Source organism: Streptomyces lomondensis (assembly GCF_014651035.1).
Lineage (GTDB): Bacteria > Actinomycetota > Actinomycetes > Streptomycetales > Streptomycetaceae > Streptomyces > Streptomyces lomondensis.
In genome coordinates this window covers 490885-504313 of the sequence record NZ_BMWC01000001.1, presented here as the reverse complement: position 1 = coordinate 504313, position 13429 = coordinate 490885, and the positions used below count along the sequence as shown (strand labels likewise).

11 protein-coding genes are annotated in these 13429 nt (G+C 72.1%); 4 read left to right on the top strand and 7 right to left on the bottom strand.

Features of this window, described 5'->3' with window-relative positions; translation table 11 throughout:
- Positions 1 to 31 precede the first annotated feature (31 nt).
- Positions 32 to 1180 carry a serine hydrolase domain-containing protein gene (locus IE255_RS02205; RefSeq protein WP_190048374.1) on the bottom strand — a complete coding sequence of 383 codons (1149 nt, stop codon included), beginning with the start codon at positions 1178 to 1180 and terminating at the stop codon, positions 32 to 34.
- 108 nt (positions 1181 to 1288) lie between these two features.
- On the opposite strand from IE255_RS02205, the gene IE255_RS02200 reads away from it, so the two are divergent.
- Complete coding sequence (locus IE255_RS02200; RefSeq protein WP_190048373.1) at positions 1289 to 1795, top strand: RDD family protein; 507 nt, start codon at positions 1289 to 1291, stop codon at positions 1793 to 1795.
- A 29-nt stretch (positions 1796 to 1824) separates the two neighbouring features.
- Here IE255_RS02200 and IE255_RS02195 read toward each other — a convergent pair whose 3' ends face one another.
- Both IE255_RS02195 and IE255_RS02190 read right to left on the bottom strand, forming a co-directional pair.
- Positions 1825 to 3585, bottom strand: a complete 1761-nt coding sequence (locus IE255_RS02195) for a TIGR03767 family metallophosphoesterase (RefSeq protein WP_190048372.1) — start codon at positions 3583 to 3585, stop codon at positions 1825 to 1827.
- 231 nt (positions 3586 to 3816) lie between these two features.
- Complete coding sequence (locus IE255_RS02190; RefSeq protein ID WP_229906255.1) at positions 3817 to 4275, bottom strand: NUDIX hydrolase; 459 nt, start codon at positions 4273 to 4275, stop codon at positions 3817 to 3819.
- A 221-nt stretch (positions 4276 to 4496) separates the two neighbouring features.
- Here IE255_RS02190 and IE255_RS02185 point away from each other — a divergent pair, with 221 nt between their 5' ends.
- Positions 4497 to 7790, top strand: coding sequence for a S8 family serine peptidase (locus tag IE255_RS02185; protein ID WP_190048371.1), 3294 nt, complete (start codon positions 4497 to 4499; stop codon positions 7788 to 7790).
- A 53-nt stretch (positions 7791 to 7843) separates the two neighbouring features.
- On the opposite strand, the gene IE255_RS02180 is transcribed toward IE255_RS02185, so the two are convergent.
- Both IE255_RS02180 and IE255_RS02175 read right to left on the bottom strand, forming a co-directional pair.
- Complete coding sequence (locus IE255_RS02180; RefSeq protein ID WP_229906254.1) at positions 7844 to 8725, bottom strand: hypothetical protein; 882 nt, start codon at positions 8723 to 8725, stop codon at positions 7844 to 7846.
- A 1-nt stretch (position 8726) separates the two neighbouring features.
- Positions 8727 to 9302, bottom strand: a complete 576-nt coding sequence (locus IE255_RS02175) for an RNA polymerase sigma factor (protein ID WP_372487633.1) — start codon at positions 9300 to 9302, stop codon at positions 8727 to 8729.
- Between the two features lie 348 nt (positions 9303 to 9650).
- Between IE255_RS02175 and IE255_RS02170 the strand changes: the two genes are divergently transcribed.
- The gene (locus tag IE255_RS02170; RefSeq protein ID WP_190048370.1) at positions 9651 to 10667 is read left to right on the top strand and encodes an aspartate-semialdehyde dehydrogenase; all 1017 of its coding nucleotides are present in this window, start codon (positions 9651 to 9653) and stop codon (positions 10665 to 10667) included.
- Here IE255_RS02170 and IE255_RS02165 read toward each other — a convergent pair.
- Positions 10664 to 11152 (bottom strand): DUF1203 domain-containing protein, encoded by a 489-nt coding sequence (locus tag IE255_RS02165; protein ID WP_190048369.1) that lies wholly within the window; start codon positions 11150 to 11152, stop codon positions 10664 to 10666. The two genes, IE255_RS02170 and IE255_RS02165, sit on opposite strands and share 4 nt — an antisense overlap.
- Positions 11152 to 12384, bottom strand: coding sequence for an MFS transporter (locus tag IE255_RS02160; protein WP_190048368.1), 1233 nt, complete (start codon positions 12382 to 12384; stop codon positions 11152 to 11154). The genes IE255_RS02165 and IE255_RS02160 overlap by 1 nt, the downstream gene beginning before the upstream one ends.
- Before the next feature lie 95 nt (positions 12385 to 12479).
- On the opposite strand from IE255_RS02160, the gene IE255_RS02155 reads away from it, so the two are divergent.
- Complete coding sequence (locus tag IE255_RS02155; protein ID WP_190048367.1) at positions 12480 to 13376, top strand: LysR family transcriptional regulator; 897 nt, start codon at positions 12480 to 12482, stop codon at positions 13374 to 13376.
- Positions 13377 to 13429 lie beyond the last annotated feature (53 nt).

The window sequence follows — 13429 nt, the reverse complement described above, 5'->3', positions numbered from 1 at the left end:
GCGGCCCCTCTTCGGCGGGTGGCGGTAGGGCCTACTTGCCGCAGAACTCCGCCTCGACGATCGCGCCGGTGCTCCCCGACCAGTCGCCGTTGAAGTTGACGGCCAGGGAGTGCCGGCCGTCCTCGGTGGTCATCGCCATGGAGTTGGAGCCGGTGATGCCTCCGGCGTGGCCCCAGACGTGGACGCCGCAGCTGAGTTCGGCGTTCGCGATGCCCAGGCCGTAGCGGTAGGTGCCGTTGGTGTCGACCGTGGCCTTCATGGCCTTCAGCTGCTCGGGCGGGAGCAGCCGGCCGCGCAGGAGGGCCGAGTAGAAGCGGGTCAGGTCGGCCGAGTCGGAGACCATCTCGCCCGAGCCGTAGGCCAGGCTCGGGTTGAGCTCGGTGACGTCGTACGTCGGGCCCGTGGCCGTTCTGGCCAGCTTGGAGTAGGCGCGGCTGCTGGGCTTGGGAAGGGTGGTGCGGTTGCCGGGGACCGATGTGGAGGTCAGGTGCAGGGGGTCGATGATCCGGCGCCGGATCTCGTCGCCGTAGGCGTTGCCCGTGGCCTTCTCGATCACCTGCGCGGCCAGGACGTAGTTCGTGTTGGAGTACTCCCAGGATTCGCCCGGCGCGAAGTACGGCTTGTTCCGCAGGGCGAAGGCGAGCAGGTCCTCGGGGGTCGCCCGGTCGAAGCGGTGCTCTTGGAAGCCGTCGGCCGTCATGTACGTCTGCTGGAAGCCGCGGTCCTCGAGGTAGTCGAAGATGCCGCTGGTGTGGTCCAGGAGCTGGCGGAGGGTGATCTCGCGGCCGTCGTGGCCGTTGCCGCGGACCACGCCCGGCAGCCACCGCTCCACCGTGTCGTCGAGCGAGAGCTCGCCCTCCGCCTCCAGTTGCAGCAGGACCGTGGCCACGAACGTCTTCGAGATGCTGGCGGCCCGGTAGTGGTCGTGTGCCGAACGCGGCTTGCCCGTCTTCAGGTTGCCGACACCGGCCGTGTCCGCCCAGGTGCCGTGGCCCCGCCGTACGGTCACCGTCACGCCCGGCACGCCGTCCGCGACGGCGGCCCGTACCGCCCTCCGGGTCGCGTCGTGGTCGCCGTGCGCTCCGGCCGGAGTGGCCGCGAGCGCCGGGGTCACCAGGGCCGCCGACAGTGCCACTGCCGTCGCCGCCGTCAGGGTCGTCGTCCGTGCGCTTCTCTTCATGTGCGCAGAGACCCCGGCCGCCCGGCCCGGGTTGACCGGTACCGGGCGGTTGAGCGGGTTTCAGCCCTTCTCTTTCACCCGGACGTCCAGACTGCTGTACTCGTCGGCATGGAAGAGAAGGAGAGTTCCTCGGCGGAATCACAGCACGCGCCCGACAGTTGGCTCTACGGCCCCCAACAGCCCGGCGGGCCGCCCCAGCCGGTGCTGGCCAGCGCCTGGACGCGGGCTGCTGCCTTCATCAGCGACATCGTCATCTTCGGCGTGGCCTTGGGAGTCCTTGGCGCCGCAGTCACGTTCATCCTCGGCGGTTCCAGTGACCTGTACGGGTTTCCGACGTTTGTCGTGCTCCTCTTCTGCTACTCCCCCATCTGCACTGCCTGGTGGGGAGGAACCCCAGGGAAACTGGCCTTCGGAATCCGTGTGGTGCGTGCCCGAGACGGGCGTCGTCTCTCGTACGGCCGCGCACTGGGCCGCCACATGTCGCATGCCGGGATGCAGTTCGTGCCCTTCCTGAACGTGATCAACAATCTGTCCTGCGTGTGGGACAAGCCGCTGAAGCAGTGTTTTCACGACAAGATCGCGGCCAGCGTGGTGGTTGAGCGAGAGAGGTCCTGATCACGGCGCCGCCGAGTGCGCCGCTGCGATCAGCCCTTCTTGAGCACCAGCTCGGTGTTGCGGTCCTCCGGGTCGCCGCCGAGGGTCGTGCTCGCGCCGGGGGCGTTGAGGGACAGCTCGCGGTAGAGGGCCGCCAGGCCGGTCTGGGAGAGGTCGGAGAAGTCCGTGCGGTGCGGGGCCGAGGACTCCACCAGCGTGGTGAACAGCGAGATCGTGCCGTCCTTGTTGTCGGTCAGCTCGATCACCCGGGCCAGCTGCGGGAAGTCGACGTGGGAGGCGGTGGAGATCTCCCAGAACGAGCCGCCGCCGGACGTGGAGTGCGGGGTGATGACGTTCTTGTGGATGTGGCCGTTCACCCACGCGAGCACGTTGCGGTGGCCGCCGAGCAGGGCCAGGACCTCCTGGCCGGTGTGCCGGCGCTCGTAGGGGCGGGCCGGGTCGAGGCGGGTGTTCGTCATCGTCTTGCTGGTGTGGTGGCTGAAGACGACCGCGTAGGAGTCCTTGTTCGCCCGCAGGGTCCGCTCCAGCCACTTCAGCTGGCCGGTGCCGATGGACCCGTTGTAGTGGCCGCCCGCGTCGGTGGTGTCCAGGCTGATGCCGATGACGTCGTCGGAGATGCGGAAGGCGTAGTACTGGGTGCCCGCGTCCAGGTTGGCGGAGGAGTAGCCGTGGCCGGCCGGGCCGACGCCGCGGTAGGCCGGGTCCAGGTGCGCCTTGATGTAGTCGGCGGGCGTGAAGGGGGCGCGGCTCTCGTCGGGGGTGACCGAGCGCATCGCGCGGGCGTGGGACTTGAGGAAGTCGTGGTAGCGGACGCCCTCGGGGTCCCGGGCCTTCTTGATGAGGGTCTGCAGCTGCTGCGCCTCGGCCGCCGTCACGTTCATCAGCTTCTTGCCGCCGATGGCGAGTTCGGTGAGGTAGGAGTCGCCGTGCGAGGCGTAGCAGCCCATCGGCAGGGAGTCGTGGTTGCCGACAGTGGAGTACCAGGGCAGGTTGAGCCCGGGGCTCTGGACCTCGCGGATCGCGGCCTTCAGGAAGCCGTCCAGGTGCGGGAAACCGACCTGCTTGTCGGTGTCGCGGACCGCCGCGTCCGGCTGCCAGTACTGCTTGAGGCCGCTGTTCTGGACGCCCTCGTACTGGCGCGGGTCGCCGGTGTTGGGCGTGATGCGCCCACCGCTCATGATCTTCAGGAACCACTCCAGCTCGGACTTGGCGTTGTTGTCCGTGTTGTCGCCGGTGGTCATGGCGAAGTGCAGCGGGGCGCCGGTGACGGGGGCGCCGCGGAGCGCGTTGATCCGCTCCACCAGCGCGATCGCGCCCTGCACGGTCAGCGCCTCGTGCGGCCGCCAGGCGTGAATGTCGGCCGAGCGCAGGTACTCCAGGCGCAGCGGGTGCTGGGCGTCGATGATGTGCAGGTCGGTGAGCTGCACGAACGCCGCGAGCGCGGTACGGCGCCCGGCGCGGCCGGACTTGGGCGCGGCCAGCTCGGAGCGCACGACCCGCTGCCAGCCGGGGCCGTCGCCCAGGCGCCGGTATCCGGAGCCGGCGCGCGGGGTGGCGACGGACGCCACAGTGGTGCCCTTGGTGTACGGGGCCAGCGGCGCGGCCGGTGCCTGGCGCGAGGAGGCGGCGACAGCGGCCTCGGTGCTCTTCTTGGGCGTGGCCGCCTGGCTGTCGCTGGGCCGCAGCGCGTAGCCGGCGCCCGCGGAGAGGGCGACCGCTCCGGTGGCGGCGAGGACGGAACGGCGGTGGATGCCCTGGCCGGAGCCGGCGACTGAGCGTGTGCGCGACATGCGCTTCTCTCCCCGAGTGCGAACGCGTCGGCAGTGGTCGCGGGGCGTTCATGACGTGAACACCCCGCTCGTACTGGATCGTTGGCAGCGGGAGTGACCTGCGCGTAAACGCGGCGGCAACGGGCAGCGCCGATCACCGTACGTGGATCTTGGACTACCCTGCGCGTCGTCGGCCGCTCCGGATCCGGCCGGGAGCCGGTCACGCGGCGTTCATCTTCCGGGGTAGTGCACCTACTCCGGGGCGCGGGCCAGCCGTCCGGTGACCGGCCGCTCGCGCCACATCCGCAGCGCGATGTCGACCATCGAGATCCGGACCAGTCCGGGCACCGCGTCCAGGTCCTGCCAGGCGGCGAGGTCGGTGGATCCGTTCACCTCGTTGCGCAGTTCGCCGCCGGTGACGCGGCCCTCGTAGACGAACCGGACGGCGTGGTGGTCGACGGAGCGTCCGAAGCCGTCGCGGAAGACGCGGTGGGAGGAGTCCACGCCGAGCAGCCCCGTGACCTCGATGCGGTAGCCGGTCTCCTCCTCCACCTCGCGCCGCACGGTGTCGTAGGGGTCCTCGCCGTGCTCCATGCCGCCGCCGGGCACGACCCACTCGGGCGTTCCGTCCTCGGCGGGTGAGCGGGCGAGGAGGATCTGTCCGTCCCGGACGCATATGGCGTAGGCCGCCACCCTCAACTTCCGTCGCACTCCGGGACGTTAACCGATTTCGCCGCCTTCGGGGACTGATGCCCGCAAAACGCATCGGGGGTTTTCCCCATACATCCATTTCGATTCGGTCAACCCTCCCCAAAGAACTTCCCCTTGCGTAAAGCTGTGCGATCGTCCGGGCTTGCCGTTCCGGACCGTGACGACCAGGGCCGATCGGCCCCGGTCGTTCCCGCTCGTTCCTTTACCTACAAGGGATGCCGATGACCCTCACCCCCCAGCGTGACCCGATAGCGGGCCGGAGACGTGTGGCACGCATCGCCGTGGCCGCCGGTCTCGTCGCCGCGCTCTCCGCGGCCGGGCCGATCCCCCTGGCCTTCGCCGCCGACGGCCCCGGCGCCGCCGCGCCCGCCGACACCGACGTCAAGTCCGCGCACGACAAGCTCGGTTCCGACGACGCGGACCTGCTCGCCGAGGCCAAGGCCGACGGCGACAAGACCGTCACGATGATGATCGCCACCGCGCCCGGGAAGACCGAGCAGGTCGCCGGGCAGCTGGACGCGGTCGAGGGCGGCATGGTCGGCCGGGCCGACGACAAGCTGGGCTACGTCCGCGCCACCGTCCCGACGTCCCGGGCGGACTCGGCCATCACGGCCGCCACCAAGCTCTCCTCCGTGCACGGCATCGACCTGCGCGAGGAGATCCCGCTGGACGACCCGACGCCGAGCGCGGACGCGGCCAAGGGCGCCAAGGCCACGGGGACCTACCCGGCGCCGGACAAGAAGACCCCGGCCGAGAACCCGTACAACCCGTCCTTCGAGACGGGCGCGGTCGACTTCGTCGAGGACAATCCGAAGGCGGACGGCCGCGGCATCACCATCGGCGTCCTCGACACCGGTGTCGACCTGGCCCACCCGGCGCTGCAGAAGACCACCACGGGCGAGCGGAAGGTCGTCGACTGGGTGACGGCGACCGACCCGATCGTGGACGGCGACCAGACCTGGCGCCCGATGGTCACCTCCGTCTCCGGCACCGCCTTCACCTACGGCGGCGAGAGCTGGAAGGCCCCCGAGGGCTCCTACAGCGTCAGCGTCTTCCGCGAGTCCGCCACCAAGGGCGGCGACGCGAACGGGGACGTCAACCGGGACGGCGACACCACCGACGTCTGGGGCGTCCTGTACGACGCCGCAGCCGGGACCGTACGCGTCGACCTCAACGACAACAACGACTTCACCGACGACACCGCGATGAAGCCGTACAAGGACGGCTTCCAGATCGGGTACTTCGGCACCGACGACCCGAAGACCGATGTCGCCGAGCGGCAGCCGTTCGTCGTGGAGATCCGGAAGGACGTCGTGTACAACGGCGCCGGCGCCAAGGCCGACTTCGTCAACATCGGCATCATCGAGTCCGAGCACGGCACGCACGTCGCCGGCATCACCGCCGCCAACGGCCTGTTCGGCGGGAAGATGAACGGCGCCGCCCCCGGCGCCAAGGTCGTCTCCTCCCGCGCCTGCATCTTCGGCGCCGGCTGCACCAACGTCGCCCTGACCGAGGGCATGATCGACCTCGTCACCAAGCGCGGCGTCGACATCGTCAACATGTCCATCGGCGGCCTGCCGGCGCTGAACGACGGCAACAACGCGCGCGCCGAGCTGTACACCCGCCTCATCGACACCTACGGCGTCCAGCTGGTGATCTCCGCGGGCAACTCCGGCCCCGGCGCCAACACCATCGGCGACCCGTCCCTGGCCGACAAGGTCATCTCGGTCGGCGCGTCCGTCTCCAAGGAGACCTGGGCCGCCAACTACGGCTCGGTCGTGGAGAAGAAGTACGCGCTGATGCCGTTCTCCTCGCGCGGCCCGCGTGAGGACGGCGGCTTCACCCCGACGCTGGTCGCCCCGGGTGCCGCGATCAACACGATCCAGACCTGGATGCCGGGCCAGCCGGTCGCCGAGGCGGGCTACTCCCTGCCGGCCGGCTACGGCATGCTCCAGGGCACCTCGATGGCCTCCCCGCAGGCCGCCGGCGCCGCCGCCCTGCTGCTGTCGGCCGCGAAGCAGAAGAAGATCGACCTCACGCCGGCGACCCTGCGCACGGCCCTCACCTCGACCGCCGACCACATCAAGGGTGTGCAGGCGTACGAGGAGGGCGCGGGCCTGATGAACATCGAGGACGCCTGGGACGCCATCCGCGACGGCGCCACCTCGCACGCGTACACGGTCAAGGCGCCGGTCGACACCGCGATCGACCAGTTCCTGAAGACCCCGGGCTTCGGCACGGGCCTGTACGACCGTGAGGGCGGCCTGAAGGCCGGCCAGAAGAAGACGTACGAGATCACCCTCACCCGTACGTCCGGCGCCGACAAGGCGATCCGGCACGAGCTGCACTTCGAGAACAACGCCGGCGGCACCTTCCGGATCGTCGGCTCCGACGAGGTGAAGCTGCCGCTGAACCAGCCGGTGACCGTCAAGGTCCAGGCCGCTCCGAAGTCCGCGGGCCTCAAGAGCGCGATCCTGGAGGTCGACGACCCGAGGACCGAGGGCATCGACAAGCAGGTCCTGAGCACGGTCGTCGTCTCCGAGCCGCTGAAGTACACCTTCTCCGCCTCGGGTTCGGTGCAGCGCAACAGCACCCGGCACTACTTCGTCACCGTCCCCGAGGGCGCCAAGTCCCTCGAGGTCGCGATGGGCGGGCTGACGGACAAGAGCCAGACCCGGTTCATCTCCATCCACCCGTACGGCGTCCCGGCCGACCCGACGTCGACGATCAACTGCTACCCGAACTACCCGAACCCGGCCAACACCTGCCGCCCCGACCTGCGTTCCTACGCGAACCCGCAGCCGGGCGTCTGGGAGATCGAGGTCGAGTCGCGCCGTACCTCGCCGCTGCTCGACAACCCGTACAAGCTCGACGTCGCCGTTCTCGGCGCGGTCTTCGACCCGGAGACCGTGACCCTGCCCGAGGCGAAGGTCGGCACCCCGGCCGCCGCCTCCTGGAAGGTGACGAACGGCTTCGCCGCGCTCGACGGCAAGCTGGTCGGCGGCCCGCTCGGCTCGGCGAAGACGACCCGCCCGTCGATCAAGCAGGGCGAGACGCAGAAGACGACGGTCGAGGTGCCCGCGGGCGCGAAGTCGCTGGACGTCACCATCGGCGGCGTCTCGGACGCGGCGGCCGACCTGGACCTCGCGGTCTACGACGCCACCGGCAAGCAGGTCGGCAGCTCCGCCGACGGCGACTCGGAGGAGTCGGTCTCCGTTCCCTCCCCGGCCGCCGGCCGGTACACGATCGAGGTCGTCGGCTACTCGGTGCCGGCCGGCACCACCGCCTACGACTACCAGGACGTGTTCTTCGCTCCCACCCTGGGCAGCGTCAGCGTCGACGGGTCGGCGCCGGTGAAGCTCGGCACGGGCGCGTCGGCCACGGTCTCGGGCAACGTCACCGCCGCGGCGGCGGCGCCCGAGGGGCGTGAGTTCTTCGGCCAGGTCCAGCTGGTCAACGCGCGCGGCACGGTCGCGGGCCTGGGCAGCGTGAAGATCGAGAAGGTCGTGCCGTAACCGGTCACGGCATCCCTGAGGGCGGGCGTCCGTACGGGCGCCCGCCCTTCGTGCTACTCCTCACACGGATACGTGCGCGACTCGGCCAGGGCGGCGGTGATCCAGGCCCGTTCGCGGGCGATCTCCTTCTCGTCCGTCGTCCACAGGTCGGGCTCGGCGTGTCCCTGCCGGATGGCGACGAGGACGTGGTCGCCCGGCCGCGGCGGCGGGTCGATCCCGGCGTCCAGGGGGAAGACGACCTGGTCCTGGCCCTCGGCGGGCTTGTAGTGGCGGGCCACGTCGAGGGTGACGCGGTCCTGGCCGGTGCCGGGGACCGCTTCGACCTCGGCGACGGTGCCCTCCACGACGAGCCGCGCGCAGGCGAGGTAGCCGGGGTGGCTGAGCCGGGCGGGCCTGTCGCCGTGCTCCGCTCCGGCCGCGGTGTCGGCCGAGGAGCTGCCCGCCTCGTCGTTCCCCGTCCCGCCGCTCTGCACCACGAGCCAGCCCATGCCCACCACGACGGTGGCGGCCACGGCCGCGGCGAGGCCCCGGACGGCCACGACCACGGCCCGCGGCCGGCGCCGCCGCCCGGACAGCGGCGTCACCGCCGCGCCACCACCCGGCTCCGCCGACGGGCCGGCCTCCGCCTCAGCCTCGGCCTCGTGCGCCAGCGTGTCCCCGATCAGTCCCAGCTGCTGCCGCAGCAGCGCCACGTCCGCGGCGGCCGCGCGGTGGGCGGCCATGAAGTCCGCGTCCCGGCGGGCCGCCCGCGGCAGGGGTTCGCCGGCGACTACCGCCATCAGCGGATCCATGCCGTCGTACACGTCACCGTCGTAAACAGCACCGTCGTAAGCAGCACCGTCGTACGCGTCACCGTCATAGGCGTCACGGCCGCGTTCGTCGCCGGCGTCCCACGTTTCGTCGTGGCGCCGGTCGTCGTCGTTCCGGGCGGTCACGTCACACCACCTCGTCCTCGTGCAGGCGGGCGCGCAGGGCCCGTACCGCCGTGTGCAGCCGGCTCTTGACCGTGCCCTCCGGGACGCCGAGCTGCTCGGCGATGGAGCGGACCGGCAGGTCGGCGTAGAAGCGCAGGACGACGACCTGACGCTGGGCGTCGGGCAGCTCGTCCAGGCCCTGGGCGACGGCGAGGGACAGCACGCTGGTGTCCTCGCCGGAGGGGTGCTCCGGATGCCGCAGGGCGGCCAGCCGCTCCCCGAGCCGCTCCTGGCGGCGCCTGGCCCGGTGCCAGTCCATGGCGAGGTTGGAGGCCACGACCGCCGCCCACGCCGAGACGTCCCGCGGCGCCTCCCGGCCGCTCGCGGCCCGCTCCAGCAACCGCAGGCGGACCTGCTGTACCCCGTCCGGCAGGTCCGCCTGCGGCACCCCGCCCAGCGCGAGCACCGCCCGCACCCGGCGTTCCTGTGCCGCGTCCAGCGGATCGGCGTCGTCCAGCGGATCAGCGTCGCTCAGCGGACCGTCGCCGGTACCGGCGTGCGCCTCCTCCCGGGCGCGCCGGGCCCTTCCGCGCAGCAGCACAAGCCACCCCCCTCACCGTGTTTCTCCTACGACGCCGGCACGGCCCGGAACGTTCGGCCGACTTCGCGGCGAGTTCCGCCGAGCCGACCGAGGCGTACATCACACTTCCGTGTGGCCGAGACCGACAGGGGCAGGCGAGCTTGCGGCGCACGACCCCGGCCGGATGAATTCCTCCAGCTCAGCGGGGTCGACACCGCAGGTCCGCAACCATGGAACGGGACAGGTCGTCCCACTCTCCGGGCAGTCCGGGGAAAGAAGTGGACAGACGGCCCGTGGTCGGCCGCATGATGGAAAAGCCTCGGCCAAGCAACGAGCACGTGAAGAGACGCAGGAGAGGGAGTCACCGTGAGGGTCGGAATCGTCGGAGCCACCGGACAGGTGGGCACGGTCATGCGCAGGATCCTCAAGGAGCGGAACTTCCCGGTCACGGAGCTGCGCCTGTTCGCCTCGGCCCGCTCGGCGGGGACGGAGCTGGACGGCGTGACGGTGGAGGACGCGGCGGCCGCCGACTACACCGGCCTGGACATCGTGCTGTTCTCCGCGGGCGGTGCCACCTCCAGGGCGCTGGCCGAGAAGGTCGCCTCCCAGGGTGCCGTGGTGATCGACAACTCCTCCGCGTGGCGCAAGGACCCGGAGGTCCCCCTGGTCGTCTCCGAGGTGAACCCGCACGCGATCGCGAACCGCCCCAAGGGCATCATCGCCAACCCGAACTGCACGACCATGGCCGCGATGCCGGTCCTGCGTCCGCTGCACGCGGAGGCCGGCCTGGAGGCCCTGGTCGTCGCCACGTACCAGGCGGTCTCCGGCTCCGGCCTCGCGGGCGTCGCCGAGCTGCACGGCCAGGTGCAGAAGGTCGTCGACGAGGCGGACAAGCTCACGCACGACGGCGAGGCGGTCGACTTCCCCGAGCCGGGCGTCTACAAGCGGCCCATCGCCTTCAACGTACTGCCGCTGGCGGGCTCGATCGTCGACGACGGCCTGAACGAGACCGACGAGGAGCAGAAGCTCCGCAACGAGTCCCGCAAGATCCTGGAGATCCCCGAGCTGAAGGTCTCCGGCACCTGCGTGCGCGTCCCGGTCTTCTCCGGCCACTCCCTCCAGGTCAACGCCCGCTTCGCCCGCCCGATCTCCCCGGAGCGCGCGACGGAGCTGCTGAAGGACGCCCCGGGCGTCGAGCTCTCCGACATCCCGACCCCCCTCCAGGCCGCCGGCAAGGACCCGTCCTACGTCGGCCGCATCCGCCGCGACGAGACGGTGGACAACGGCCTGGCCCTGTTCGTCTCCAACGACAACCTCCGCAAGGGCGCGGCCCTGAACGCGGTGCAGATCGCGGAGCTGGTGGCGGCGGAGCTGAAGGACTAGCCCCTGCGCACCTCGTAGAGGAAACAGCCGTACTCGACGGCCCGGACGTGGACGAGCGCCACGGCCGGGTCGTCGAACGCTTCCGTGAGGGCCTGGTCGAAGGCCTCCGGTTCCCCGACCAGTCGGCCGCCCAGGATGTGGCCCTGGGCGGAGTAGCGGCGGAGCGTGCGATGGGTGTTGGTGAAGGGGAGCGCGGTGCCGGCCGGGCCGGGGCAGTCCTCGGCGTGGACGAAGACCGGGCCCTGCTCGTCGTAGGGGCCCGGGGTGGCGCCCGTTTCCGACGCCCAGCGGCGCAGGGGGGCGTAGGAGACCAGGGCGATGCGTTCGCCGGGGCGGCTGTGGCGGAGGCAGCAGCGCAGAGGCGCGCCGCCCTCGGTGTCGGTGAAGGGGACGGCGGGGCGGCCCGCGTCGTCCGTCGTGCGCAGCTCCTTCAGGGCCTGCGGGGTGATGGGTCGTGCGGTGTACGTCGTCGTCGGCATGCTCATCAGGGTCGCTCGCGCGGGGCCCGGGCACCGGCGGGATCCGGACGTCGTGTTCCCGCGCCCAGCACCGCCGGCAGGGCCAGCAGCGCCAGTCCGCCACCGGCCGCCAGCACGGCGCTCGGCCCCAGCGCGTCCGCCGTCCGGCCACCCATGAACGCCCCCAGCGCGATCGCCGTGTTGAAGACCCCGGCGAACAGCGCCGACCCCGCCTCACGTGCCTGGGGCGCCGCCGCCGACAGCCAGTTCTGGGCGGAGACCGAGACGCCCCCGTAGACCAGGCCCCACAGCACGAGCAGCCCCGTGGCGGCCGCCAGGGAGTCCGCCGCCGGGATCAGCAGCAGCACCACCGTGCCGAGTCCGGCCGCGATGACCAGCAGGGCCCTGCGGGGGTCGCGGGCCGCCAGCGCGCCGCCGGCGAAGGTGCCGGCGACTCCGGCCACGCCGTAGCCGAGGAGGAGGGTGCTGACCGTGCCCGCGTCCAGGCCGGGGACCCGGTCCAGCACCGGGCGGACGTACGTGTATGCGGCGAAGTGGCCCGTGACCAGGAGCACCACCGCCAGCAGGCCGCGCGCCACACACGCCGTGCGCAGCAGTCCCGCGAACGTGCCGAGGCGGACGGGGCGCTCGGGCGGCAGCGGGGGCAGCACGAGGAACAGGGCCGCCGCCACCGCCAGCGCCAGGCCCGCCAGCGCCGCGAAGGCCCAGCGCCAGCCCGCGAGGGAGCCGAGCAGCGTGCCCGCGGGGACGCCCAGCACCGAGGCGACCGCGATGCCGCTGAAGATCAGCGCGGTCGCCCGGCCCGCCCGGTCCGGGGGCAGCAGCCGCGGCCCCAGCCCGGCCGCGATCGCCCATACCCCGCCGATGCACACCCCGACCAGGGCCCGCGCGGCGAGGAGGACGGCGATGTGCGGGGCCAGGGCGGAGAGCAGGTCGGCGGCCGCGAGCAGGAGCAGCAGGGCGCACAGGACCGTGCGCCGGTCGGCGCGGCGGACCACCACCGGCAGCAGGAGTGCGCTCGCCGCGGCGACCAGGCCAGGAAGGGTGAGGGCGAGCCCGGCGGTGCCGGCGGAGACGTGCAGGCCGCTGCCGAGCGGGGTGAGCAGGCCGACGGGGAGCATCTCGGTGGTGACGACGGAGAACGTGGCGGCGGCGAGGGCGAGAACGGCCGGCCAGGGGCGGCCCGATGGGATGGATCCGGTCCCCTGCGGGACTGTCGCGGACGTCGTGGAAGGCATGCCTCCACCCTTTTGCGGCGCCCGCCCGGGAACAACGGCGAAGTCCTCACCCTTCCATGAGCGGGACTGATCGATCGGACCGGAGGGAAAGCGCCGTGGCGGGGCTGGAGTTGCGCGAGCTGGAGTGCTTCCTGGTGCTGGCCGATGAGTTGCACTTCGGGCGGACGGGCGAGCGGTTGTACGTATCGCAGAGCCGGGTGAGCCAGTTGGTGAGCGCGCTGGAGCGCCGGGTGGGCGGTCGTCTGGTGCACCGCACCAGCCGCCGGGTCGCCCTGACCCCGCTGGGCGAACGGTTCGTCCAGCGGCTGCGTCCGGCGTACGGCGGGCTGCGCGAGGCCGTGGAGGACGCCCGGGCCGCCGCCCGGGGTGTCGAGGGCGCCCTGCGGATCGGCTTCCAGGGGACGGCGGACACCCGGCTGGCGGCGGCGGTGCGGGCCTTCCGGTCCGCGCACCCGGAGTGCGCGACGGACCTGGTGGAGATCCCCCTCGCCGATCCCTTCGGCGGGGTGCGGGAGGGCGCGGTGGACGCGGCGGTCGTCCTGCTTCCGGTGCGGGAGCCGGATCTGGTGCTGGGGCCGGTGTTCTCGCGGCGGCCCCAGACGGTGGCGGTCGCCCGCGACCATCCCTTCGCGTCCCGTACGGCGGTGTCGGCGGCGGAGGTGGCGGAGACTCCGCTGGTCACGGCCGCGCCCCCGGCTCCGGCGTACTGGCGGGGCGCCCACGCCCCGTCCGCCGTCCCGGGCCCGGCGGTGAGCACCCTCCAGGAGGGGCTGACCCAGGTCGCCGCCGGGCGCGCGGGGATGCTGCTGTGCCGTCCCACGGCCGCGTACCACCGGCGTGCGGACGTGGTGTTCGTGCCGGTGGAAGGGGTGCCCGAGTCGGCGCTCGGCCTGGTGTGGCACCGGGACGGGGAGTCGGCGGCGGTGCGCGCGTTCGCCCGGACCCTCACCGCCCAAGGGGAATCCCTAGGAGACCCCCAGGTCGTCGCCTGACGTCCGGCCGCCGTGGAAAGATGGCGCAACCCACCCATAACGAGGAGATGACC

Excerpts from the sequence above, each read along its gene's own strand:
- IE255_RS02205 (WP_190048374.1), bottom strand. The coding sequence starts at position 1,180 with ATGAAGAGAAGCGCACGGACGACGACCCTGACGGCGGCGACGGCAGTG.
- IE255_RS02200 (WP_190048373.1), top strand. The coding sequence starts at position 1,289 with ATGGAAGAGAAGGAGAGTTCCTCGGCGGAATCACAGCACGCGCCCGAC.
- IE255_RS02195 (WP_190048372.1), bottom strand. The coding sequence starts at position 3,585 with ATGTCGCGCACACGCTCAGTCGCCGGCTCCGGCCAGGGCATCCACCGC.
- IE255_RS02185 (WP_190048371.1), top strand. The coding sequence starts at position 4,497 with ATGACCCTCACCCCCCAGCGTGACCCGATAGCGGGCCGGAGACGTGTG.
- IE255_RS02165 (WP_190048369.1), bottom strand. The coding sequence starts at position 11,152 with ATGAGCATGCCGACGACGACGTACACCGCACGACCCATCACCCCGCAG.
- IE255_RS02160 (WP_190048368.1), bottom strand. The coding sequence starts at position 12,384 with ATGCCTTCCACGACGTCCGCGACAGTCCCGCAGGGGACCGGATCCATC.